This is a genomic window from Halegenticoccus tardaugens (genome assembly GCF_004116405.1).
GTDB lineage: Archaea > Halobacteriota > Halobacteria > Halobacteriales > Haloferacaceae > Halegenticoccus > Halegenticoccus tardaugens.
Map to the genome: position 1 here is coordinate 197731 of NZ_SDIC01000008.1, position 23790 is coordinate 221520.

Annotated in this window: 19 protein-coding genes and 2 pseudogenes; 11 read left to right on the top strand and 10 right to left on the bottom strand. The window is 59.0% G+C overall.

The annotated features are described in order from the left end of the window. The first annotated feature begins 13 nt into the window (after positions 1-13). The 4 genes and pseudogenes from C3L37_RS19760 to C3L37_RS19775 all read left to right on the top strand — a co-directional run. Positions 14-253, top strand: coding sequence for a hypothetical protein (locus C3L37_RS19760; RefSeq protein WP_129116263.1), 240 nt, complete (start codon positions 14-16; stop codon positions 251-253). Positions 254-674: 421 nt separating this feature from the next. Next, the gene (locus tag C3L37_RS19765) at positions 675-2699 is read left to right on the top strand and encodes a hydantoinase/oxoprolinase family protein (protein ID WP_129116264.1); all 2025 of its coding nucleotides are present in this window, start codon (positions 675-677) and stop codon (positions 2697-2699) included. 3 nt (positions 2700-2702) lie between these two features. Further along, positions 2703-4490: a hydantoinase B/oxoprolinase family protein gene (locus C3L37_RS19770; protein ID WP_129116265.1), complete on the top strand. Its 1788-nt coding sequence runs from the start codon at positions 2703-2705 to the stop codon at positions 4488-4490. Next, positions 4483-5057: pseudogene (locus tag C3L37_RS19775) on the top strand (aminotransferase class III-fold pyridoxal phosphate-dependent enzyme); the annotation flags it as partial. The gene C3L37_RS19770 and the pseudogene C3L37_RS19775, both read left to right, overlap by 8 nt. Positions 5058-5219: 162 nt before the next feature. Here C3L37_RS19775 and C3L37_RS19780 read toward each other — a convergent pair. From C3L37_RS19780 to C3L37_RS19790, 3 genes and pseudogenes are all read right to left on the bottom strand, one after another. Further along, positions 5220-6221 (bottom strand): acetamidase/formamidase family protein, encoded by a 1002-nt coding sequence (locus tag C3L37_RS19780; RefSeq protein ID WP_129116266.1) that lies wholly within the window; start codon positions 6219-6221, stop codon positions 5220-5222. 67 nt (positions 6222-6288) lie between these two features. Next, positions 6289-6657: pseudogene (locus C3L37_RS19785) on the bottom strand (RNA-guided endonuclease InsQ/TnpB family protein); the annotation flags it as partial. A 930-nt stretch (positions 6658-7587) separates the two neighbouring features. Further along, a complete protein-coding gene (locus C3L37_RS19790) occupies positions 7588-8166 on the bottom strand; it encodes a potassium channel family protein (RefSeq protein ID WP_228546383.1) in 579 nt (192 codons plus the stop codon). A 271-nt stretch (positions 8167-8437) separates the two neighbouring features. Between C3L37_RS19790 and C3L37_RS19795 the strand changes: the two genes are divergently transcribed. Next, on the top strand, positions 8438-8875 hold the full coding sequence (locus tag C3L37_RS19795; RefSeq protein WP_228546384.1) for a hypothetical protein: 438 nt from the start codon (positions 8438-8440) through the stop codon (positions 8873-8875). Between the two features lie 380 nt (positions 8876-9255). Here the strand turns inward: C3L37_RS19795 and C3L37_RS19800 are convergent, their stop codons facing one another. Further along, positions 9256-10173, bottom strand: coding sequence for an alpha/beta hydrolase (locus C3L37_RS19800; RefSeq protein WP_129116269.1), 918 nt, complete (start codon positions 10171-10173; stop codon positions 9256-9258). Between the two features lie 162 nt (positions 10174-10335). Further along, positions 10336-11058 (bottom strand): CPBP family intramembrane glutamic endopeptidase, encoded by a 723-nt coding sequence (locus C3L37_RS19805; RefSeq protein ID WP_164974823.1) that lies wholly within the window; start codon positions 11056-11058, stop codon positions 10336-10338. Positions 11059-11588: 530 nt separating this feature from the next. On the opposite strand from C3L37_RS19805, the gene C3L37_RS19810 reads away from it, so the two are divergent. Continuing rightward, positions 11589-12377, top strand: a complete 789-nt coding sequence (locus C3L37_RS19810) for a hypothetical protein (RefSeq protein WP_129116271.1) — start codon at positions 11589-11591, stop codon at positions 12375-12377. On the opposite strand, the gene C3L37_RS19815 is transcribed toward C3L37_RS19810, so the two are convergent. The 4 genes from C3L37_RS19815 to C3L37_RS19830 all read right to left on the bottom strand — a co-directional run bounded on the left by C3L37_RS19815 (position 12288) and on the right by C3L37_RS19830 (position 15898). Continuing rightward, positions 12288-13424 (bottom strand): XdhC family protein, encoded by a 1137-nt coding sequence (locus C3L37_RS19815; RefSeq protein WP_129116272.1) that lies wholly within the window; start codon positions 13422-13424, stop codon positions 12288-12290. The two genes, C3L37_RS19810 and C3L37_RS19815, sit on opposite strands and share 90 nt — an antisense overlap. Then, a complete protein-coding gene (locus C3L37_RS19820; protein WP_129116273.1) occupies positions 13421-14704 on the bottom strand; it encodes a VWA domain-containing protein in 1284 nt (427 codons plus the stop codon). Before C3L37_RS19820 ends, C3L37_RS19815 begins: the two co-directional genes overlap by 4 nt. Next, on the bottom strand, positions 14701-15624 hold the full coding sequence (locus C3L37_RS19825; RefSeq protein ID WP_129116274.1) for an AAA family ATPase: 924 nt from the start codon (positions 15622-15624) through the stop codon (positions 14701-14703). The genes C3L37_RS19820 and C3L37_RS19825 overlap by 4 nt, the downstream gene beginning before the upstream one ends. Before the next feature lie 82 nt (positions 15625-15706). Further along, positions 15707-15898, bottom strand: coding sequence for a hypothetical protein (locus C3L37_RS19830; RefSeq protein ID WP_129116275.1), 192 nt, complete (start codon positions 15896-15898; stop codon positions 15707-15709). A 189-nt stretch (positions 15899-16087) separates the two neighbouring features. Here C3L37_RS19830 and C3L37_RS19835 point away from each other — a divergent pair, with 189 nt between their 5' ends. The 5 genes from C3L37_RS19835 (at position 16088) to C3L37_RS19855 (ending at position 21911) form a co-directional block, all read left to right on the top strand. Next, a complete protein-coding gene (locus tag C3L37_RS19835; RefSeq protein ID WP_129116276.1) occupies positions 16088-16597 on the top strand; it encodes a hypothetical protein in 510 nt (169 codons plus the stop codon). Continuing rightward, positions 16594-17232: a nucleotidyltransferase family protein gene (locus C3L37_RS19840; RefSeq protein WP_129116277.1), complete on the top strand. Its 639-nt coding sequence runs from the start codon at positions 16594-16596 to the stop codon at positions 17230-17232. The genes C3L37_RS19835 and C3L37_RS19840 overlap by 4 nt, the downstream gene beginning before the upstream one ends. Positions 17233-18181: 949 nt before the next feature. Beyond that, a complete protein-coding gene (locus C3L37_RS19845; RefSeq protein ID WP_129116278.1) occupies positions 18182-18661 on the top strand; it encodes a (2Fe-2S)-binding protein in 480 nt (159 codons plus the stop codon). Continuing rightward, positions 18658-21042 (top strand): xanthine dehydrogenase family protein molybdopterin-binding subunit, encoded by a 2385-nt coding sequence (locus C3L37_RS19850; protein WP_129116279.1) that lies wholly within the window; start codon positions 18658-18660, stop codon positions 21040-21042. The genes C3L37_RS19845 and C3L37_RS19850 overlap by 4 nt, the downstream gene beginning before the upstream one ends. Continuing rightward, on the top strand, positions 21042-21911 hold the full coding sequence (locus tag C3L37_RS19855; RefSeq protein ID WP_129116280.1) for an FAD binding domain-containing protein: 870 nt from the start codon (positions 21042-21044) through the stop codon (positions 21909-21911). The genes C3L37_RS19850 and C3L37_RS19855 overlap by 1 nt, the downstream gene beginning before the upstream one ends. A gap of 648 nt (positions 21912-22559) precedes the next feature. On the opposite strand, the gene C3L37_RS19865 is transcribed toward C3L37_RS19855, so the two are convergent. Beyond that, on the bottom strand, positions 22560-23747 hold the full coding sequence (locus C3L37_RS19865; RefSeq protein ID WP_129116281.1) for a sodium:calcium antiporter: 1188 nt from the start codon (positions 23745-23747) through the stop codon (positions 22560-22562). Positions 23748-23790 lie beyond the last annotated feature (43 nt).

Below are 23790 nucleotides of genomic sequence, written 5' to 3' on the forward strand. Positions count from 1 at the left end.
GCGAAAGATGAGCATGACCCTTCAAGAAGACCAGTTGAACGACCTAGACCGTGCGATCCTTGATTACTTGCGGGCGAATGAGCGTGCGACCCCAACGCTCCTCATGCTTGAGCTGCAAGACAACGGCGTTGAGACGGGCGTCAGGCAGTACGTTAATTCACGCCTTTCCCGACTTGCCGAGCACGGACACATCCGAAACGTGCGCGATACGGGGGTCTATGAATTTGCATCCGATCCACGGCAATCAGACTAAATTCCTGGTTTTCACTCAAAGAGATGTCGATTAGTCATCTCAAAAACGATAATTTTCCATTTTTTCGTCGAACTAGCATCTTTTCGCTTATATAAAAACTACTATATTTTATTTTTACCTATTTCTACCCATATTTCGAATGCTACCATTCCGTTTAGTACGTCTGACTGGTACAGTCAAATTAAATAAGTATAGTGGGAATGTATTTAAATCAGCGATATAAACCACGCACCGCCAGTAGAGAAAATGGCATGCTATGTCATACACAGACTACGCCGAAACCGGAACCAAGTGCGTACTGTGCGGGAAGAAAATGTTTCAGGACGGAATTAGCGTGGACGGGGGAACCGTCTGCTCGGAGTGGTGCAAGGAGGAGTATGAACGCCGCAACTGAGCTAGCGACGACAGGGGGTACCAGCTGATGTACCGCGTTGGCATAGACACCGGCGGGACGTTCACCGACTTCGTGTCCATCGACGAGGACAGCGGAGAGATCAGCATCACCAAGACGTCATCAACACCGGAGAATCCGATTGACGGCGTCGTAAACAGCATCCAGGAGTCGGGTATCGGCGACGAGTTGACGGACATCGACCAGTCGATTCACGGGACGACGGTCACGACCAACGCGCTCATCGAACGCACGGGCGCGGAGGTCGGGTACATCACGACGAAGGGGTTCACGGACGTGCCCTTCATCCAGCGCATTAACCGCAAGGGCCACTACGACCTCCAGTGGGATAAGCCGAAACCGCTCGTCGAACGGAAGCACTGTCGGGGCGTCACCGAACGAACGAACTACCGGGGTGAGGAGGTCACGCCCCTCAACGAGGAGGAATTGCGCGAGACGGTTCGCGCGTTCGCCGACGAGGGCATCGACACGTTCGCCGTCATGTTCCTCTTCTCGTACGTCGATCCGACGCATGAGGAGCAGGCCGAAGAGATCATCCTCGACGAACTCCCCGACGCGCACGTATCGCTCTCCCACCAGGTCTACTCGAAGTGGCGCGAGTATGAACGCGCGAGCACGACGCTCGCCGACGCGTACCTCAAGCCTGACATGCGCTCGTACGTAGACGAGTTCGACCGCCGGATGAACGACTTAGACATCACCAACACGGCCATCATGAAGTCCAACGGCGGCATCATGCTTCCAGAGGCCGCCAGCGATAACCCGGTCCACACTATTACGTCCGGACCGGCTGGCGGCGCGATCAGCGCCCGCTACTTCGGGTCGCAGTTTGGCTTCGACGACATTGTCAGCCTCGATATGGGCGGAACCAGCTGCGACATCTCCGTACTGACCGAGGGAACACAGAACTACACGACGAACTTCGAACTCGAGTTCGGCTTGCCCATCAACGTCCCGATGATCGACATCGCGACCATCGGCGCCGGCGGTGGCTCCATCGCGTGGGTGGACGAGGGCGGCCTGCTCAATGTCGGTCCGCGGAGTTCAGGCGCGACGCCCGGCCCGGCCTGCTACGGTCGAGGCGGCACGTCGCCGACGGTGACCGACGCACACCTCGTGCTCGGTCGGCTCAACCCCGACTTCTTCCTCGGCGGCAAGCTTGACCTCGACAAGAAAGCCGCCTACGAGGTCATGAGCGATCTCGGTGACGAGATCGGCATGTCCGCCGAAGAGGCCGCCGCGAGTGTCCTGCAGATCACGAACAACAACATGCAGAGCGCGCTCTCGGCGGAACTCGTCGAGCGCGGCCACGACCCCCAGCAGTTCGCGATGGTTAGCTTCGGCGGCGCGGGGCCGCTCCACGCGGCCGAACTCGCCGACAAGGCGGGGATCTCGAACGTCGTCGTCCCCATCCACCCCGGCGTTGCCAGCGCGACGGGTCTCGTGATGGCCGACGGGCGCGTCGACTACGAACAGACAATGGCCATGCGCTCGGACGGCTACGACCGCGATCAGATCGAGTCGATGTTCGACTCGCTGATCGAGCGGGCCGTCACCGACCTCGAGACAGAGGGCTTCGAGGGCGAGATCGACGTCTCGATGGCGATGGGGATGCGCTACCTCGGCGAGAACTACGAGATCGAAGTCCCCGTCGGCTTCACCGGCGTGACGGACGAGAACATGGCGACGCTGTTCGAACGCTTCCACGACCGCCACGAGGAACTGTACGGCTTCGCCAACACGGACGAGGTCATCGAGGTCATCTCGTTCAAGGTCACGGCACTCCAGACGAGCGCCTCGCCGTCACTGGCTGAGCTCCCGGAAATCGAAGCCGAAGCAAAGGAGTCCCGCGACGTATACTTCGAGGAAACGGGCGTCATTGAGACGGGAATCTACCACCGCGACAATCTCGGGGGCAACGCGATCGCGAACGGTCCCGCCATCGTCGAGGACACCGACGCGACGACGGTCGTCCCGCCGAGCGCGACGCTAGAGACCGACACCTACGGAAACATCCTCATCAGGCTGGAGTAGACTATGACGACAGACAACCCAGACACGACCAGCACCAACGACATCACCACCGACCAGGTGACGCTCAACACGGTATCGAAGAACCTCGTGTCCATCTGTCGTGAGATGGGCATCAACCTGAAGAATACGGCATACTCACCCATCTTCAACGAGGGGCTCGACTTCTCGTGTGCGGTGTTCGACGCGAACGCCGAGATGATCGGGCAAGCGGAGTTCTGTCCCGCCCAAATCGGCGCGATGCCGTTCATCGTCGAGTGGTGCGTCGAGGAGATGGGAAAGGACGCCTTCGAACCCGGCGACGTGGTCCTCCACAACGACCCGTACCGGGGCGGCTGTCACATCCCAGAACATTTCGTGATGAAGCCGGCATTCCACGACGGCGAACTCGTCGGGTTCGCGGCCAGCATCGGTCATATGGCCGAGATCGGGGGCAAAATTCCCGGCGGCTTCGCGGCCGACGCGACAGAGGTGTTCCAGGAGGGCTACCGCCTCCCGCCCGTCAAGATTGTCGAGGGTGGCGAGGACGTCGAGAGCATCTGGAAGATCATCCTGAACAACGTCCGGACGCCGCGTGTGACGTACGGCGACCTCCGGGCACTGGTCAGCAGTGTCGACCTCGGGCAGGAACGCCTCGAAGACCTCGTCAGCCGCTACGGAATCGAGGAGTTCGGCGGCGTCCTCGACGACGTCCAGACGTACTCCGAGCGCCGGATGCGCTCGTTCATCGAGTCCATCCCGAACGGCACCTACGAGGGGTCGGACTACATGGACGACGACGGCATCAATGACGGCCCGTTCAAGCTCCACGTGAGTATGGAGGTCCGCGACGACGAAATCGTCGCCGACTGGAGCGGCACCGACGATCAGACCGACGGTCCCATCAACGCGACATTCGGCGTGACGAGCTCCGCAACGTGGAACTCACTCCTGCAACTCTACACGGGAGAGGGCGACATGCCCGTCAACGCCGGGTCGTACCGACCGGTTCACGTCATCGCGCCGCCGGGAACCATCGCCAACGTCGACTATCCCAAGCCGGAGGTAGGTGGCAACACCGAGACGCACCCGCGCATGGTGAACACGGTGTACCGCGCGATGGCGGACGCGCTCCCGGACAACGTCACCGCCGCCGACGGCTCGACGTGCATGAACTTCCTCTTCGGCGGAGTCCACCCGGACACGGAGGAACCGTATGTCAACTACCACCTTGAGGGCATGGGGTGGGGCGGCCGGCCGTTCGGCGACGGCAACGACTCCGTCATCGTCGTCAACGGCAACTGCCGGAACACGCCCGTCGAGGTATTTGAGACGCGCTACCCGTGGCTCACGGACAGTTACTCCCTGCGGCAGGACTCCGGCGGTCCCGGCGAATACCGCGGCGGTCTCGGCATCGAGCGCGTCATCGAATCGTGGGCGCCGCAGATCACCGTCTCCGCACTCTTCGACCGGATGAAGAACGCGCCGTGGGGCCTGCAGGGCGGCGAGGAGGGCGCCAAGAGCTCGATGGAGGTCATGAAGGCTGACAGCGACGAGTGGAAGACGTTCGTCGAGGCGTTCGGTACCGACTCGCCAAGCAAGTTCGCTGACGTGAAGATCTCGAAGGGCGACAAGGTCCGCATCCGGAGCCCCGGCGGCGGCGGGTACGGCGACCCCGCCGACCGCGACGGGGACCTCGTCCGCGAGGACGTCGAAGAGGGATTCGTGTCCGTCGAAGCGGCCGAACAGGACTACGGTATGACCATCGAAAAGAGCGACGCACCCTCCGTCGCCGTCGGGGAGAGCAATGACTGACTCCCCGGCGATAGAGGACATTCAGTTCGCCACCGAACCGGACGTCGGGGAGATCCCGGGTCCGAAGAGCCGGAAGCTCCTCGAAGAGCAGCGCACCTACGACAGTTCGGCCGTCGCGTATCCAACGACATCCCGCTCGCGATGGACGAGGGGTTCGGGGCGACGCTGAAGGACGTTGACGGGAATGTCTTCCTTGACTTCTTCGCCGGTATCGGCGTACTCAACGTCGGGCACTCGAACCCGTATGTCCTCGAAGCCGTCCACGAACAGACGGCCAAACTCGTCCACAGCATCGACTTCCCTACCGAGGCACGACTCGATTTGATAAAGAAACTCGATGACATCGCGCCCGGCGACCTCTCGGGATACAACCGGGTTGTCTTCGGTTGGCCGAGCGGCAGTGACGCCATCGAGGGGTTCATTAAACTCGCAAAGTACGTCACCGGCGGCGACGGGCTCATCGCGTTCCGCGGCGGCTACCACGGGTCTACGTCCGGCGCAATGTCTCTTACCTCGAAGGTGGCGTTCAAGGACGACTACACGCCCCTACTCGCCGACACTGTCCACCTCCGCTGACCCTCGGCGCTCCACCAGAACGCGAGCGACAAGGAGGCTCCTGAACGAGGAGCTCTATGGCTCACTTGACCGCTTCGACTGAAGCGTGCGCCGAGAAGAAGCCGGCTAATCCCTTTTAAGCGTCTAATCGCACATGCTATCAATAGGCAACGATTACGGGGTTCTGGTGTCCGTGAACTGATCGAGGAAGGTCTTCTCGAGTTTGACCCCGACCGTCGCGAACCCCGGGTGAACGAACTGATAGAGCCGAACCGTGATCGCAGGGTTGAGACTCATCTGCACGTATGCCTCGCGATTACCCAACCCGTAGTCGGTTACCAGTTCAGTCATCATGGCCTCGAAACAGCCGTTGACCGCATCCTCGAGGCTGCCCGCGTTGACGGCCGAGTCGACGTGGATGATCGAGTCGTCGTCCTCGATTCGAAAGACCCCCGGTACCGGCGTGTCGACGATATCGACGCTGAGGACGATTTCAGCGATGGACTCGACGGCAATCCCGGTGTACTCGGAGTCGCTCTGTGAGGCGTGAACGTCGCCGACGAAGAGGAGCCCTCCCTCGTTGAACGAGTTCAGATATACCGTGCTGCCCTGATCGAGGTCTCGCACGTCCATGTTCCCGCCCCACGGCCCCTGTGAGGTGACCGAATCCTGAACCGTTCGACCGGGCGCTGTGGCGATCGTTCCGATGTGGGGGTTGAGATCCCACGTCCACTCGTGCTCGCCAAGCTCCATTCGCGCAACCCCATCGGCTGTCGTCCCGCTCGGTCCCGGTTCGAGTTCGACCTCGTGTGCGAGGTTGACCTGACACTCTTCCCAGCCGCTTCGACCGACGAGACAGCCGAATTCCTCGAGAGTCGTCGTCATCCCGCGCTCTGGGAGGATTTCTTCGACGGTTACCGCGAGGGTGTCACCTCGCTCTGCTCCTTCGACGTAAACTGGTCCGGCAAGCGGATTTCCATCGAACGCCGGCGGCGGGGCCTGCAGTCCCGGGACGTCGTCCGCCGTGAACTCGCCGAGTCCGTGATCGAACAGCGTCCCCTCGAACGCATCCCACGTCTCTACCCGGAACGATTCGCCGGGCTTGACCGCCAACAGCGGCTCCATGTCCCGCCCGAACTCGTACTTCGTTGCCGCTTCCCTGTCGATCGTCTGCATACAACGTAGCACTCGGAGTAACCGGGGATAAACCCGCTAGGTGCGTATCGTTGTGAACTACCCCGCCCTACGCGCTTCGCGCGTTGAGGACGGGGCTTCCTGCTTCCACGACGCACTTTGCAGGAACCGCAACGGTTCCCGTAGGGAGCGCAGTCTCCACAGGCGTTGATTCGGAGCGTCCCGCTCCTAACAGCTTGATACCACGCCGAAGAATGTTCCATGCCGCGTTCCAATCTCGGTTAGCGGTGAACCCGCACGCCGGACAGGAGTGTTCGCGGACCCACAACGGCTTGTCCGTTTTCACGCCGCACGCGGCGCACTCTTTCGTGGTGTTCCGTGGATCGACCCGGACGAAATGCGTTCCTTCTCGCTTACACTTGTATTCGAGCATCCGCAGAAAAGTGCTCCACGCGGCAGATGCTCGGTTGCGTGAATTCGAGTACCGACGTTCCCCGGTTTCGAATCTCGGTCTTCAACCGCTTGACGGCTTCGCCGTCTCACTCGACCGGGTAAGAAAGTCGAATCCCACTCCACCACGTCCGGGCCTACGGGTCGTCTGACGCTGATGGTGGTACCCAAGAGGCTGAATACCCTCTCGCGGAGGGACGGACCGGTATTCCGTCCCGGTGAAACGCCCGGCGCGTCCGGGTGGGGAGGCCCCTTTGGCAGGGCTACACGCGCACTGTAAAGCACGTCCTTGGTAACAATTGGACGCGACCGTCGAGGGGGGACGCGAAAGCGTACTTCGCCCCCGAGGACACGTGCAACCGTGAACTCTCCTTCGGGGAATCCCACGACTGTAGTCGTGTGGAGGATGTCAACTCAATCGTTCTGGAACGAGGCTTCGAGGGAGTTGTCAGTGGTGATATGACATTACGACTACCAGTTGGCATCAACTGAGTCGACAGCACTAGTTAGAGCCGACGTTGTGCCACGTAGTAAGCTCTTATTGGACGGCCCAGACTCGATCAACTGATATTGTACCGTGGGTCGCTAGCTGCTCCTCTGTCATCGGTCAGAATCGGAGAAGGAGTTGTACCTGGAGTCACTCGCACTGTAGACGACTACAGACAAATCTGTAGTTTGTAGTATCATACTTCATTCTACATAGTCGAGGCGGTCTGTCCTTGTACCGGGCGAGTTAGCAGGAATGCTGCTCCACCGAGAGTAGCGGCTCCTGCACCCGCACCGAGCGCTCGAATGTAGTTGCGACGGTTCATAAGGGCTTCAACGTATTTTTCGATAATCTCGTGGGCACTGTCTCCAATGATGGCAAGGTAGCTGGAGCGTCCTGGAACACTGACTATCGGTTCCAACAAAATTATTGACAGAGTGATTGATTATAACTGTCAGCTAATAACAACCGCTAGTTGAGAATAGAGTACGGAATTATCCCCAACGAATGCCTGGCTACAGTACCGTACCTCCTTTTCTTCGGGTGTGCCCGTCGCTCCTGTGTGTAGTAGCCTGCTTTACGGGCCACCCAATTGTTCCCACAACGCGGACAGTACATGAGACCCTGGCCTGCCTCCTCAAGAAATCCAGACGCCAGAATACTCGCTGGCAGCGCAAACAACCCAATTCCCACAAAGACAATCACCGCACTCAACACCTTCCCGAGCACCGTTACCGGATAGACATCCCCGTACCCAACCGTCGTAAGCGTCACGACCCCCCTCCACAACGTTGCTGGAATGCTCGAACACACTTTTGGCTGTGCGGCGTTCTCGACGAAGTACATTAGACTCAACGCCTCCACCACCAGGATCGCCGTCACCGAGACAGCCACCACGAGGTCGGCGTTTTTCGTTCGCAAAATTTTCTCGATTGTTCGCTGCGACGTTGAGTACCGAGCGAGCTTTAGCAATCGGAAAAATCGGAGGGGATCGAAACATTCAGTAGTTGATACAAACAGCCTGCTGAATACAGAGGGCGTATGCAGCACGCACCACCGCTCAATCCGAACGGAGAAAATCGGTTTGTAGAGGTGACCAAGGTACTATGATGGTCAGAAAAGTGTTTATCAGAAATCCGCAATGAATACGGTGCACACGAAGCTATAATTTAAAAATATGACAAGTTTGCCGAAGAATAGTATATCCCCTCACGGAGCGCCATTATAAACGGTGAAGAATATGGCTACAGAACAACCAACAATACCTTCCCGCGAAGCACAGATCGAAACCGATTCCCGATTACGAACGGGCTCACTCCTGATGGCCCTTGCCGGGGTGGCGTTCATCGGCTACGGCCTTGTCTTCTTGGCCCTCGCGCTCATTGGTAGCGGATTCGAACTTGGAGTCAGTATGCTTGACGGACTCACCCGAAGCGAATTAGCCGGAACGAACCCGGAAGTGGTGTACTATATCACTCACATTCACGTCGCTCTCGCTGGATTCATCATTGCCACCGGCATTGCAGTCGCGGCGTTAGCGTGGTACGGCGTCCGCACGGGACAGTTGTGGGCATGGGCAACTGCCACCACAGTTGCAGTAGTTGCGCTGGCGATTGCCCTGCCGATGCACTACACCGGCAGATTCACACACGACTGGATGGCACACCTCGCCCCCATCTACCTCGCGACGATCGTGTTTGTAGTTGGTGCTGCACTGGCCTTCCTCAGCATACGTGCGCTGTCACCTGAAGCAGCGTGAAGCGACTCCCTTTTTGATTGTCCTTGTGTGGAAAACTCAGCCTCTCCGATCTACACCAGCACAAATTAATATATAGAATTATGATGACTGTGATGCTCAGCTCGCACTCCTACTGAGCGGCTGGTTTAATGTAGACCGGGAAAAATAACCGAAGTTGGCGTGTTGGACTTATCCTCTGTATCTCGCAGTGCCACAACGAACTATCGGAGATCTGTCAGTAGGGACGGGCAAGATAGAGGATGTAATCTGCAGAGATGGTTCCGTGTTTTCACTTATTTTGGGAACAGTCGGGGGGATTTCATACTCCAACAACCGGCTGACCTGGTTGACACAGGTACGATACACAGTAGTGGGTTCAGTGCCACGACAGGACGAAACTTCTATTCTCGATCGCCCGGGGAGAGAAGATTTTCAGTGAGGAACCGAGATTGAGTGGCTGACGCCTGGTCGAACGTATCGCTGGGGTAATACAGCAGTCCGAAATGACCACCTGGAATATCGACCAACTCTTTTGGTCCGGCGAGTCTCTCGAAGGCGTCGCGTGCCACGACAGGGTTGGCCCGAGCCATCTCGTCCTTGGGCGACACCATGAACAACGCTGGACAGGAAACGTCCGGCGCGCACAGTCCGGGCGACCATTCGGGGTCCTTGGGACGAACAATCGTAACCTCATTCTGCCAGTTCGTTCCCGGACGCGTCCCGTACCCAGTGAACCACCGAAATGCCGTCTCGGGTTTGAGTGCCGACGGCCGTCGATCTTGGTCGTCCCACACGACCGGCATCGGACCCGCGATCTCGCTCGCCGCGGGGTCGATAGTCCCCGAGCGTACCATCCGTTTCATCGATTCACGAAGGGAGCCATCGGAATCGTTCGGCGGCACATCCCTTCCGAGCGCTGGGCACTGAACGACCAGCGCCGCAACTCGTTCGTCGAGAGCGGCAACGACCAGCGCAGCACCGCTACTGTAACTATCGCCCCAGACAGCGATACGAGTCGGATCGATGTCGTCGAACGTGGTCCCAAAGGTGATCGCATCACGATACTCTCGTGACTGGATCCAGGGGTTGATCTGCTGACGTGGCTTCCCACCGCTCGCACCAAAGCCTCGGTGATCGTACAGTAACACTGCAAGGCCTGCCGCCTCAAAGACCTCCGCATACCTATCGAGCACCATCTGTTTGGTTGCGGAGGTTCCATGAGTCAGGATAACCAGCGGCCACGGCGGCGGCGTGTCCGGCGAATAGAACCATCCGCTCAGTTCCGCGCCTTCCGATTCGAACGCCACGTCTTGCCTCATACGGTTTAATACGCTGCGTGTGGAGAAATACTCGGTTGGCCTCTATCTGTCAGAACCGACCTGCGAGATTCAGAGGATGGAGGTAGCGTTGCCCTCTAAATCAAAATTCAATCCACAGTATACTGATGATGATACCGCTGTCAGCGAGTGCACGTGGGTGACTTATGGGTCCTTCTGTTCTTCTGCTCTGTAGGATAGGCGGCCTCCGGTGAGAACAATGAGGAGTACTGCGATCGTGGAGAACACGATGACGTTCAACGCACCACCATCGATGATGGTAGCAGCCCATCCACCGTAGGGTAAGTCCGCGAAAACACCTGTGAGAAGACCACTTGCTGCGTTCCCAGCAGCGTGGAGGAGAATAACGATAAGAAGGTTACCACCACTTCCGTTGAAGACCCATGTGTAGATGAACGTAGCCGCGATAGCAGTCAGCTGGAACATGACGAATTCTGAAATCGTGATCGGCCCAAGAAACGGTGTGAAAAACGCAGGCGTATGATACAGACCGACGAGCGTTCCAAGAATGAGCGATCCCCAGACTGGGCCGTATCGCTCTTGTAACCGTGGGAGTGCGAAGCCGCGCCAGCCAGGTTCTTCACCGATCGACGGTATGAAAATCCCCAGCACTACGAGAGGGAGGAAGACAGTGAAGAAGAGGGGCCAATTGTCAAAAAGTGCTGTGAGCGGATCAGCCCCAAGAACAGCGACATAGCCTGCGATATACGCAAACAGAAATCCAAACAGAGCGATCACGTACCAGCGAAGGCCCACTCGCCACCGTTTGATCCGCCCAAGTAATCGACGAACGCCCGAGCGGCCCTCTATGACTGCAGTCACGGTGATCGCTGCAAGTGCGGGTCCCAGCGGCGCTAACACAAACATTACGATACCATAGACATCCGGAAGCGTGTACGGTAACCACCCCAAGCCAGCGGAACTCTCGCTTAGTGACCATGGGAGAATAAGCATCCACGAAAGAACGTACGTTAATACAAAGAAGACCCCAACTGGCGAGCGGTGAATAAGGGAGCCTCTCATAAGTTTATCTTCACATTTTGGGTAGATGTGTATAGTCCCTCTACGTAGTAGCTACAGAGACATTATAACTCCGATCTATTCTGATCCTGGGTTCCGACGGTGCTGCATACGCGCCTTCTATTCAGCACGACCGTCAGAAGCTATCATTGATAACGGATTACACCTCATCCTAAAACTAACAGAGCAGGTGATGTAGGTTTACGAAGCTCTCCTGCCTAAGATGCATCCATCACTTAACTAACCCACACCCCTCTCCTCCAACTCAATGTGGGTTAGGAGAGAGACTCCCCTTTTCATCCCCTCACTCGGTGCGACAACAGTTTCCCGACATTTCAGCCAACCAACAGAGACTCAAGCTTGATAATCAGATTCAGATGGAACTTGGGCAATCAACATTTGAACAGGGCCTACGCGACGACGTCGTCTCTGCACTGGCGTTTTATCTTCGCGTTAGTGAGGTCCTGGATACCTCAACAGAAGAGCTGGTCGAGGATGTCCTCGTTCGGACGTACGAGCAAGAGTACCCAGACAGGGTAGTTGGACAATCAACAATAGATGTCGCTACCGACGACCGGACGAAGGCTGTCAAACAAGGTTCGAAGAAACTCACTGAGGGTGACACTCGACTGTCCAGCACGGAACTCAGAGCGATCTCCGAGACCAAACCAAGCCTGTTGAGCAACATGCAACGACAGTGTGAGCTCACAGCGAGGGAATTTCGAGAAGCGGTTCTTGAGGACCCGGGTCAGTTAGAAGAAGGCTTGGAGATTGTGGACGCAGAACCGGATGCGCCGGGAGAGACAGTCGTTCCGGATCCTGTGGCAAAAGATACGGACGGGAATCTCGACTTGATCGAACTCGAGCGTTTGGCGAGCATCGAGCCGCGTCCCGAACCGACGATAAATCACGTCCGAGAACTCATCGGACAGTACGGAGGCGAGGATCGAATTCGGGCCTTTATTGTGATTCCCGATTTCGAACTCGAAGAGAGGGACGAGGAGACGTCACTGCACAGCGTCCTGATCCGTCTGAAGGTGAATCTGTGCCTGCGGACTCGTCACGCCGACCCCATACTACTCCGTGGCCACCTCCCGCCGCTCGTGAATCGGACCCGCTCGTCGACTGAGATGCTGGGGCGTCCGGTCATTCGAAACGGCGAGTAACTCCGCGACGATGCTGAACGCGATCTGGTAGGGCGTGTCCCCGCCGAGACTCAATCCGATGGGCGTGAAGATGCGATCGCGGTCGTCCTCAGAAATAGTGATCCCTTCTTCGTCGAAATCCTCCAGCATCTCGTCGAACCGCTTGCCCGGCCCCATCAACCCGATGTATGGAACGGCGGTTTCGAGTAGTTCAAGCAGCGTGAGTTGGTCGTCGACGAAGTTGTGGGTCATCACAACGGCATAGTTGTCATTGCTCCACTTTCGGATGGCACCGACGTCCCGGGGTGATGCGGAGACGACGTCGTCGGCCCGCGGAAACCGGTCGCTGTTAGCCTGTCCACCACGGAACGCGACCACGGTCACCCGGAAGTCGACGAGCTTCGCCAATTCGACGACCGATTGAACGTCGTGACCGGAGCCGAACACAACGAGTTCCGGGGACGCGCGGACACCGTCGATGAACACCTCGACAGTCTCGTCCGCGTGCTTGACGTGAAGGGTATCGCTCGTCCCATGTTCTACGAACCGCTCGACGGTCTCGGTAAGTTCACTACGGAACCACGCTGGGAACGCATCGTCGTCAAACCCCGAACCGGGGCGGTACACCGCGCGGGTCCCGACGGGGAGATCACCGTCGAGGGTAGTGACGACGCCTATGTTCTCACCGCGTTCACGGGCAGCCGCGACCGGGCGGAAGCTCTCGTCGAGCGGTTCAAGAAGGACGGTGATGACGCCGTTACAGCCGACGCCCATCCCCCAGACATCATTGTCGCCGGTAAGGTCCCACGTCTCGATACGCGGTTCGCCCGCTTCAAGCACATCATTCGCGAGCTTTCGAACCTCATCTTCGAGACAGCCGGCGGTGATGCTGCCCGCCCCACCACCGTCGGGCTCAAGGAGCATCTTCGCTCCCGGCCGTCGGTAGGCACTCCCCTCGACGTCAACGACGGTCGCGAGAACCGCCTCGGACGCCGCGTCGAGGGTCTCTCGTATCTGTGTGAACAGTTCAGTCTCCGGAACGCTCCACTCGTTAGATCTCGTACTCATTGGTAGCTAGTCCCCCGTCTGGGATCGTACTCGAAGCCGATGCGTCCGTTCGGGCTGTATCGTCGCAGCTGGCGGCCCAGTTCTTCGAGGTCGGCCGGACCGCTGAACGCGAACAAGCCGTCGACGAACGGGATTGCCGCGGCCATCCCCGCGGCCGTCGGCTCGAAGGCGGGTGACGACGCCAGCGGATTGAGCCACAGGACGCTCGCCGCGTGTCGGGACAGCCACGCCATCTCGCGTTCGAGTTGGTTGACGTCACCCATCTCAAGCCCGTCGCTAACGAGGAACACGACCGTCCGACCGTCGACCGCGTCGGGATCGCGCTCCCGAAGGTTGGCGAGCGACGCGCCGATTCGTGTCCCGCCACCCCACTCTATCTCGGCAGCGGCGAGTGAGTCGAGCGCCGCGGCCGCCGTCAATTCGTCGAACGTTGTCGATACCTCGCAGCAGTCTTCGTCGAAGAAGACCACCCTGCTATCGCGCCACTCGACGCGGGCGTATCGCAGGACGCCGAGCAGGAAAGACCGGTCGACGGTGTCGAGCACTGACCGACTCACGTCGATCAGCCACAGCGCACGATACTCAGTCGTGGGGCGTGTTCGCCACGGCATCGAGACGACGGTACCGCCGGTTCCGAAGCTCGACCGAAGTGCTCTGCGGGCGTCCGCCCGCTCACTGCCCCCGGACTGCCAGCGCCAGCCTTTCAGAGTTGCGAGGGCGTCGCCAAAGGTGTCGAACGTCTCCGAGAGCGACGGCTCACCAGCCGACGCAGATTCCACGGTCATCGCACTACCTGTCGGGCTGTACCACGCCGCCTCGGTTACCCCCCGCTCCTCGCCGTCGTCCGTCGGCATAACGGCCCCCTCGAGTGTCATCGTCGTTACATAGGGGTGCTCTTCGCTTCTAGTTTCACCTTCGTCTTCCGGCTCCGGTGAGAGGTCCTCGGCTGACTCATCGGCCTGCGGAGCAAGCATTCCCTCCGGTGTGTCGTCGCGCTGTGGAGCCGGCTCGCCGTTGAGCCCGGCTCTGAGACGTCGCCAGAACTCCGGGAACTGGCGGTCGAAGGTGGCGATGTCGTCGGCGTCGGTCACTACGGCTGCGCGGAGGGCAGCGCGCGCGGTCGTCTCGTTGTCGAAGCCGACCTCGATGAGCGCTCGTGCTGCGGTCGTGCCGGCGTTCGCCGGTACCGAGACTCTCGCTCGTCGCAGCGTACGCAGGAATCGGACTAGCTCCTCCCGGACGTGGTCGCAAGCCGCGACAAAGTCGGGAACGTCGGTCACGGCTCCACCCCCTCGCGGGCGTTCTCGGCGGCGTCAAGCAGCACCTGGAGGAGCTCCTCGTCGACCCGCTCGACGTCCTCGACCTCCTTCAACAGACAGCCGAGTGTCGTCCGGAGTTCCGTCGTTGACAGCGGTTCGTCGTCGTTCCCGTCGTCGTTACGGAGGGCCGCGACGGCCCGTGCCCAGTCGATAGTCTCGGCTGCGCCGGAGGGCTTGCGAAGTGGTTCCTCACGCAGCCGCTGGGTGATGTAGCAGAGTTCGGCGGCGACCGCACCGTCGAGTTCCGGCACCCGCCGTTCGAGGATCGCCTGCTCCTTCTCGAAGGAGGGTGGGCTAACGTGGAGGTAGAGACAGCGCCGTTTCAGCGCGTCGCTGAGCGCCCGCGTCCGGTTCGATGTAATGACCACCACGGGCGGCGTCTCGGCGCGAACGCTGCCGAGTTCCGGAATCGTTACCTGGAACTCGCTGAGGATTTCCAACAGGAGTGCGTCGAACTCCTCGTCAGCACGGTCGACCTCATCAACGAGGAGTACCTTCGACGGGCCGTCACCACGGAGTGCCCGCAACAGCGGGCGTTCGAGGAGGTACGGCTCGGAGAACACCGATTCGTCGTTGTCACCGGACTGCACCGCCAGCAGTTGTTTCGTGTAGTTCCACTCGTACAATGCGTTCTCAGCAGTCAGTCCCTCGTAACACTGGAGCCGGACGAGTTCCGTGTCGAACCCTGCCGCCAGCACCTTCGCCAGTTCAGTCTTTCCGGCACCGGGTTCGCCCTCGACGAGCAGCGGCTTGCCGAGCCGGAAGGCCAGTAGCACGGTCGTCACGATGTCGTTGTCCGCGACGTAGTCCTGTGCGTTGAACACATCGCGCAGTTGCTCGGCGGACACGTCGGCGAACGTCGTCGTCTGTCTCTCTGTCATTGGATGTCGTCTGATCGATTACGTGAGGACGGCCCCTGATCCGTGGTTGATGTCCAGCTGGTGCGGTCCGATGTCTGCCCCCTCAGTCGACTGCGGCGGGCGTCCCGACACGCTCGCTCGTCTCGTGTAGCGCACATTTCGTGTACATCTCTAGCAGCCGCTCGCGGAATTCGGCAGACGCCTGGAGGTTAGGCATTACCAACTCGGTGTCCATGCCCTTTCTCGTTCGTGCCGCGGCCGCCTCGATGGTGTCGGATGTCCCGCTGAATTCCATGAGCTCGTATCCCTCTTGCTTGTGTATTTCGCACTCTGTGCTACCAACTGCCTATGTCACCAAAAATGTTTGTAAAATATGAATAATTAGCGATAATATGACCACTATCAGTTACTCAAACTGGCGAAAATAATGAATCTCGAATCGTAGCGGGCGAAGACATTTAACCTTCCTTCGGCGTGTAAGCGTATGAACCCCGCCGATACCGTAACTTCCGGTGGCACGAGCGTCGGCGCGGGCGATCATATGGGGCGAGTGCTGGCTGACCACAAGCTGTTGTTCTCGGGCGTCGCACCCCACCCTGGGTGGCCCCTGACCACCGCAATGGTCGACGAAACGCTCGTCTGTGCGTCCTCCGAGCAACCGCTCGCCGCGCAGACCGCCGCGACGCTGGTGGTCCGTCCGGCGTTCACTAGCGACGTGAACGCGTCGCTCCCGACGGTCCGGGTCGACCCGACCCACTGGGTCGAGCTCCCCGACCCGCCGTTCGAGTACGCGATTCCAGCGTCGATCGAGGACAGGCAAGCGTCACGACTTGGACACGTCGACTCCAGTGTTCCCGTCTACGAGGAACGGTTCGCTTCCGAGCGTGTCGCATCGAGCACGCGGTTGACGCTAGCTGACGGTGTCGTCGTGACTACCGAGCCGTTCGTTCGCGGCGATCCCGTCGAAATCGTCCCGCATGAGGTGGTCGAATGACCGAACGGTCGCTCCCGGTGGTCGAGCCGTTGCTCCCAGTAGACGACGTGGACCTCTCGGGAGTCGTCGGCGTGGTGCTCGCTGCTGGAACGAGTTCTCGGTTCGGGGAGACGAACAAACTCCTCACGACAGTCGACGGAACGACGCTCGTTCGCCGTGCCACGAAGACCCTGCTCGATGCAGGCCTGGAGGTACTCGTCATCGTCGGACACGAAGCGCCCACCGTTAGCGACGCCATTGACGACCTAGACGTGACTATCGTCGAGAATCCGACCTACGAGCAGGGCCAATCGACGTCCGTTCGATGGAGTCTGGGTGCAGCGACTGCTCGCGGGGCGACAGCGGTTGTCTTTCTCCCGGGGGATATGCCGTTCGTCGAACCCAGTTCGGTCGAGCGGCTTATCGCTGCCTATCTCGATGGCGAGGGAGAGGCGCTGGCTGTCGCCTACGAGGGGAATCGTGGCAATCCAGTCTTGTTCGGCAGTGCGTGTTTCGATGCTCTACGGGCAGTCGAGGGCGATATCGGGGGGCGGTCGGTGCTCCTCGATCGCGACGACTCGGCGCTCGTTGCGGTCGATGACCCCGGAGTCAGGACGGACATCGACACTCAGGACGCCCTCGACGCCCACCGTTGATACGGGCGGCCGAGGAACCGAATTCGAGAGGTGTCACGCGGGAATCCCCATCCGCACACTCGGGACCGGGCCGGCCATCGCACCTCGCAACATGGTGCGTGGGACTCCGGTCCGTCCGACGGGGCAACTTCCCGGCCGAAGCCGGTCTCGGTTCGTGCGCAGTACGTGAGCCGCTTGCGCGGTGTGGCGTATTCAGCGTCCGACCGGACGCAGTATCTCCTTGCACCGTGCGTGCGTCATGTGGCTACCCACGAAGGGAATCCAGAGACGCACACCCCCGACCGACGCATTTCTCGTCGGTCGGGCACGGGCCGTGCCATTGGCCTGCCTGCCCTTCATGTGGTTCGAGAGACCTTCGGTCTCTCGTCATCCCGGAAACGCTTCGCGTCTTTCGAATGACCACGGTGGACAGGCACAATCGGGATGGGTTCGCGTTTTGTCTGCTGTCTTTCAACAGCCTCGGCGACGCCTTTGGGGGAACGGTCTGGGAGCCTTCGTCGGCCGGGCGGGCCCCGAACCAACCGCCAACTTTTTCCCGTTGTGCGTATCGTCTAAAACAACCCCAGAGAGCCTAATTCTTGCGGTCAGAAGGTTTTCGTGTCCGCTCGACCCCCGCCTGAAGATGAGGACATGCGCTCGATTATGTGTCACCTACCCAGGCGTAAACGCCGGGGCTTGCGTGGCAGGCGGAGGAGGCTTGCGTGTCCGGTCCGCCCTTTTGTATCGCTGAGGTCGGACGATAGAGCAATTTAAGTATGGGTGTTCTCTGGCCGGTGACTGTCGGATCGAGATTACGATTTCTACCGGATCATCCGATAACGCATCTGTCCCATCAGAACTGATACGAATCTTTTTACTGGCAACTGTCCTTGTCAAGGAGGAGCATTAGCCATGATAATACAGAACATAGCTGTGTTCGATGATCCGCCTGTCACGGGAGGGTCGATCAATGATGAAAAGTGAGATTTCACTAACCGTGAACGGGACCGAGCACGAATTGGCCGTCGAACCTCGGATGTTGCTCGTCACAGCACTTCGAGAGGAGCTGGGGTACACTGGCACGAATATCGGGTGTGACACCGCCAGATGTGGAGCATGCACCGTTCGAGTTGACGGAAAAGCGATTAAATCCTGTATGCGCTTTGCGGTCCAAGCCGACGGTTCGGAGATCGAAACCGTCGAAGGCCTTTCCGAAGACGGCGGTCTCTCGCCCCTTCAGGAGAACTTTAAGGAGCACCACGGTCTTCAGTGCGGCTACTGCACGCCAGGGATGCTAATGACCGCGGATACGTTCCTCGAAGACGCCAACGACCCATCGCGTGAGGAGATCCGCGAGGCGATCGAGGGGAATCTCTGTCGATGTACTGGATATCACAACATCATCGATGCGATCGAGGATACAGCTAACCAAGTGGGGGATGGTCGATGAGTAACCCGGAGTCGGAACACGAGAACGGAGATACTGACGAGGTGTTCGGTAGCGCCGTCAAACGAGACGAGGATCGTCCGCTGCTAAAAGGAGAGGGAACCTATACGGACGACGTCTCGCTTCCTGGGATGACGTATCTCGCGATCAAACGCTCTGATCACGTTCACGCTAGAATCGTCGACGTGGACACGAGCGAGGCCGAATCGATGGAAGACGTGGTGGCGGTTTACACCGGAAAGGATGTCGAAGCAAGCGGCGTTCCGAACACGATTCCGACGGCCTGGGATCTCCCAGGTCTCGTACAGCCGCAATACCGCATGCTCGCCGTCGACAAGGTTCGTCACGAGGGAGACGGCGTCGCGGCCGTTATCGCCGAAACCCCGCAGGCAGCCCGAGACGCTCTCGCGGGAGTCCACGTCGAGTACGAGGAACTCGAAGCCGTTACCGATCCAGTCGCGGCCGTTGAGCGTGATGTCCCGCCGGTTCATGACGAGGCGGAAGACAACGTCGCCTTCGATTTTGAACTCGGAGATGCAGATGTCGTCGATGATGCGTTCTCCAACGCCGATCGCGTTGCGACGGTGGATCTTCGACAACCACGTTTGATACCGAACGCGATGGAACCTCGAGCGGCTGTCGCTGACTGGAACGACACGACCGAGAAACTGCGTCTCTGGATGACGAGCCAGAACCCACACCTTCACCGGATGCTGCTATCGGCGGGAACCCTCGGTATCCCTGAGAACAAGATTCAGGTAATCGCACCTGAAGTCGGCGGGGGATTCGGCAGTAAGATCTATCACTACCCGGATGAGGCCATCACCTCCTGGTGTTCGATGCAACTCGAACGACCGGTGAAGTGGCGAGCCAGTCGATCCGAGGGATATCTAACCGACTGTCACGGTCGCGACCATATGACGAACGCTGAAATCGCTCTCGACGACGACGGGACGATACGGGGCGTCCGTGTCGAGACTCACGCCGGTCTCGGCGCACAACTTTCACAGTTCGGCACCGCGACGCCGTCGTATCTGTACGCGACCGTCCTCTCGGGACAATACACGATTCCAGCGATATACTGTCACGTCGTCGGTGCGTTTACCACCACGACGCCCGTCGATGCCTATCGCGGAGCCGGCCGTGCAGAAGGTATCTACGTCATCGAGCGCCTCATGGATGTGGCAGCGCGTGAACTCGATATGGACCCCGTCGAGTTGCGACGGAAGAATCTCGTCCCACCCGATGAGTTCCCTTATGAAAGTGCTGCTGCCCTCGTCTACGACAGTGGCGAGTACGAACGGGCGATGGAAAAGGCGCTCTCACGCGTCGGCTACGAGGACCTCCGCGAGCGCCAGCAGAACCTTCGTAACGAAGGACGGTATCTTGGTATCGGTGTTGCCAACTTCATCGAATCCGCGGGGTTGTCCCCGTCGGGGCTCGCTGGTGATCTCGGTGCACAGGCCGGTGGCTGGGAGAGTTCCATCGTCCGTTTCGATTCGACAGGGAGCGTAACCGCACTCGTCGGGACAGCCGATCAGGGCCAGGGACACCGGACAACATACGCCCAGATTGTCGCCCAGGAACTCGGACTCTCCGTGGACGATATCAATGTAGTCGAGGGTGACACCGACCGAATTCCTCAGGGCATGGGGACCTACGGGAGTCGAAGCGCATCGGTTGGCGGCGGTTCCCTCGCCCGTGGCGCCCGCGACGTGCGCGAGAAAGCCCGCCGAATTGCCGCCCATCAGCTTGAGGCGAACGTCGACGACGTCGAGTTCGACAACGGCGAGTTTCACGTGGCTGGCGCACCTGATCGGGCCCTCCACATACAGGGGATCGCCCACGAGGCGTATCTCGGTCACGACCTGCCGGATGGAATGGATCCCGGACTCGAAGCCGCTAATTTCTACGATCCGGAGAATTTCACCTATCCGTTCGGCACTCATATCGCCGTCGTTGAGATCGAACCCGAGACGGGCGAAATCGAGATCGAACGATATGTCGCCGTCGACGACTGTGGTGAGATCATCAATCCGATGATCGTCGAAGGACAGGTCCACGGCGGCATTGCGCAGGGAATCGGAGCAGCACTGTACGAGGGTGCCGTTTACGACGAGGATGGCCACCTTCTGACTCGACGGATGGATGAGTACGCCGTCCCGCATTCGACGTACCTGCCGGATTTCGAAACGGATAGTACGGTTACTCCGAGTCCGCACAACCCAATCGGAGTCAAAGGCGTCGGCGAGTCGGCGACCATCGCGGCAGCTCCGACTGTCGTTGCAGCCGTCGTTGACGCACTTGAGCCGTTCGACGTCGATCACCTCGATATGCCTGTGACCCCAGAGAAGATTTGGCAGGCGATGCGAGGTGACGAGTGATGTACACGAACGACTTCGAATATTATCGCGCTGAAAGCGTCGACGCGGCGATCGAATTGCTCATCGACCACGACGGAGCCGAACTCGTCGCGGGTTCGCACGGCTTATTACCTCGAATGCGAACCGGAGAGGAGACGCCCCCCGTTCTCGTGGATATAAGCGCAGTTGACGAAATTTCTGGCATCGAAAATTCTAGTGACGAGCTTTCGGTCGGTGCGCTCGCCACTCACGCGGAGATCGCTTCCTCGGAGACGGTCCGGAAGCACGCGTCCGCACTTTCGGTCGCCGCCAGCAACGTCGGTGACCGTCAAGTGCGAAATGGAGGGACGATCGGTGGAAACCTCGCTCACGGCGACGCACGGACCGACCTTCCTGCTTCCGTGCTCGCACTCGGTGGTTCACTCTCAGCTCGGGGGCCGGACGGTGAACGATTGATCGCTGCCGATGATCTCTTTTGCGGGCACTTCGAGACCAGCGTCGACAATCACGAGGTCCTCACGGAACTTCTGATCCCGATCGACGATAACGTCTCGAGTGCGTATATCAAACATCGGAACCCTCGCTCGGGCTACCCACTGGTAGGGGTCGCGGTGGGGGTTCGAACCGCTGACGACTCGATTGAAGAAGCCCGGGTCGCCGCAACCGGTTCGATGTCCCGCCCGATGCGATTGCAGAGTGTCGAGGACGAACTCGAGGGTGCGGTACCGGAAGAGGAAACGGTGGTCACTGCGGCAAACCAAGCGGGGGAAACCATCGACGAGACCGATCTCCGTCCGGACGTGCAAACATCTCCGGCGTACTGCAACCACTTGCTCTCGGTCTATACCGAGCGAGCGCTACGAAGAGCGTTGGATGTGAGTGAAAGCTAATCCCTCGACGGCAATGTCTAGTCCTCGGCTCATCACTTCTTCGGCGGGATCGCGGTGTATGTACACCCCCACCCTCCTTCGCCGCTAGCACGCGACGCAGCGAACTCGAATCGATCATAAGCTATCTGACTCATCCCACCGTATTGGTGAGTACAGTTGCGAGGTGGGTTACAGACCTTACTCCGAAGCAACTGCGCGCTGTTGCGAGGAATGCGAAACCTCTCAAAACCCGCGTCCTTGACGTGGTGGGACGGGTGTTGTCGGGTCGTGGTGGAGCGACCGACCCTCACGGACACAGCGAGTGTTCGGGTGGTAATTCCAGCCGACCCATTTCGGGAAGGTCGAGGGGAATTGAATTCACCTGCGTCTGTCCGTCCGTTTCTGGACGGCACAAACAAAACGGTGACGCCTCGGGGATTGTCCTCGAAGTACTTCACGCGAACGACGTGCATTCCATACACATCGGCCCTGTATTCCAAGAGCCGAAGGAACCGCGACCATGCGGTATCCTGCTTGTTCTTGGCCGACTGAGACGTTTCCAGCATCGGCTTCACGTCCAAGTCCTTGACCGCCACCAAGTCGTGCCTCTTCACATCTTTCGTTTGGTTAATTATCTGACTTCGATTGTCAAAAGCAGACACTTGAAAATTAGCTACCGAACGGAACACCGCCGAACCCAAAAATCGCGATGAGCCAATAAGCAACGTAGAGGCTGCCGAGCAGATAGCCGTGCCACCGCTTCAGATACCCCTCGGAGAGGAAGTACGCAGCGAACGCTGTTACAACAATCACCGCCGGGAGGTGGAACGTCAGCACAGATGGTGCAATGGTCACCTCGCTGAGGAACATAATCACGCCAACGTTCCCGGTCACCGAAAAGAGAACACTCCCAATAACATTCCCCACACCGATCTCAGGAAATCCTCGTCGGACTGGCTCGATGGTCAGCATAATATCCTCAAACGTGAGGATCAGCGTGAGGAACGTCGCCCCAAAGACCGTCTGGTCGATGCCGAACCCTTCGATCACGACTTCCGATCCGCCTTCGAGCAACATCGCCGCGAAAACAATACCGGCGAGTGCGATGATGGAGAGGATGAACCACACGATCCCGGAGTTGGCTAGATTCCCGAGAAGTCGATCTTCAGGAATTTCTTTGAGTGAGTTGGGTCTGGCCAATCCCCCGTCCGTCCGAATTTCTTGAAGTTCTTGTCCGAATTCAGTATTTCGAAACACCGGTACGTTGCGCTGACGTTCCCGAAGAAGAAAATAGGCAAAGGCGAGGATGAAGAAGGCGGTCAGGATAATTCCATGGATGAACGTCAGCGTCCCGAGAAGGGCGAAAGGAACGAGGATGAGCGGAGCCAATGCGAAGATGATGAGATAGTCTATGGGCAGATCAACCGGGAATGGGCGAACTATGGCCGCTCCTGCGAGCGTGATGCCCGTGATTGCCAGCCCCGTCCCGAGCGCCGTTCCGAGGGCGGCACCTTCCAGTTCACCCGCCGATAACACGAGCGCCAAGATCGTGTCGTCGAACTCGAATCCGGTGAAGACGATTGCAAGTGCGAAAAGCGAAATTTGCATGTTGAACGACGCGCGGGCGAGATAATCAATCAGTTTCTCGGTACACGCTGTGAGGAGGGCGATACCACCGAGGAGGATGATTACTGCACCGATTGTTCCTTGTGCCTCGATGAACCCTTCAATCAATCCCTCAATACCCCCTTCACTTTCTCCTTCTTCGCTTTTCTCTTGTGCGAGTACAGGAGTAACGGTCAGTGAGACGGCAACCAATACGACGAGCAAGACGGTGAGCCAACGGGTTCTACCCATGAGAATGGCAAACAGTGTCCCTGAGCATGAAACTTTGCAATCA

Coding starts and splice junctions, on each gene's coding strand:
- C3L37_RS19845 (WP_129116278.1), top strand. CDS start 18,182: ATGATGAAAAGTGAGATTTCACTAACCGTGAACGGGACCGAGCACGAA.
- C3L37_RS19800 (WP_129116269.1), bottom strand. CDS start 10,173: ATGAGGCAAGACGTGGCGTTCGAATCGGAAGGCGCGGAACTGAGCGGA.
- C3L37_RS19770 (WP_129116265.1), top strand. CDS start 2,703: ATGACGACAGACAACCCAGACACGACCAGCACCAACGACATCACCACC.
- C3L37_RS19830 (WP_129116275.1), bottom strand. CDS start 15,898: ATGGAATTCAGCGGGACATCCGACACCATCGAGGCGGCCGCGGCACGA.
- C3L37_RS19855 (WP_129116280.1), top strand. CDS start 21,042: ATGTACACGAACGACTTCGAATATTATCGCGCTGAAAGCGTCGACGCG.
- C3L37_RS19760 (WP_129116263.1), top strand. CDS start 14: ATGACCCTTCAAGAAGACCAGTTGAACGACCTAGACCGTGCGATCCTT.
- C3L37_RS19815 (WP_129116272.1), bottom strand. CDS start 13,424: ATGAGTACGAGATCTAACGAGTGGAGCGTTCCGGAGACTGAACTGTTC.
- C3L37_RS19835 (WP_129116276.1), top strand. CDS start 16,088: ATGAACCCCGCCGATACCGTAACTTCCGGTGGCACGAGCGTCGGCGCG.
- C3L37_RS19850 (WP_129116279.1), top strand. CDS start 18,658: ATGAGTAACCCGGAGTCGGAACACGAGAACGGAGATACTGACGAGGTG.
- C3L37_RS19780 (WP_129116266.1), bottom strand. CDS start 6,221: ATGCAGACGATCGACAGGGAAGCGGCAACGAAGTACGAGTTCGGGCGG.
- C3L37_RS19840 (WP_129116277.1), top strand. CDS start 16,594: ATGACCGAACGGTCGCTCCCGGTGGTCGAGCCGTTGCTCCCAGTAGAC.
- C3L37_RS19825 (WP_129116274.1), bottom strand. CDS start 15,624: ATGACAGAGAGACAGACGACGACGTTCGCCGACGTGTCCGCCGAGCAA.
- C3L37_RS19795 (WP_228546384.1), top strand. CDS start 8,438: ATGGCCCTTGCCGGGGTGGCGTTCATCGGCTACGGCCTTGTCTTCTTG.
- C3L37_RS19810 (WP_129116271.1), top strand. CDS start 11,589: ATGGAACTTGGGCAATCAACATTTGAACAGGGCCTACGCGACGACGTC.
- C3L37_RS19865 (WP_129116281.1), bottom strand. CDS start 23,747: ATGGGTAGAACCCGTTGGCTCACCGTCTTGCTCGTCGTATTGGTTGCC.
- C3L37_RS19765 (WP_129116264.1), top strand. CDS start 675: ATGTACCGCGTTGGCATAGACACCGGCGGGACGTTCACCGACTTCGTG.
- C3L37_RS19805 (WP_164974823.1), bottom strand. CDS start 11,058: ATGTTTGTGTTAGCGCCGCTGGGACCCGCACTTGCAGCGATCACCGTG.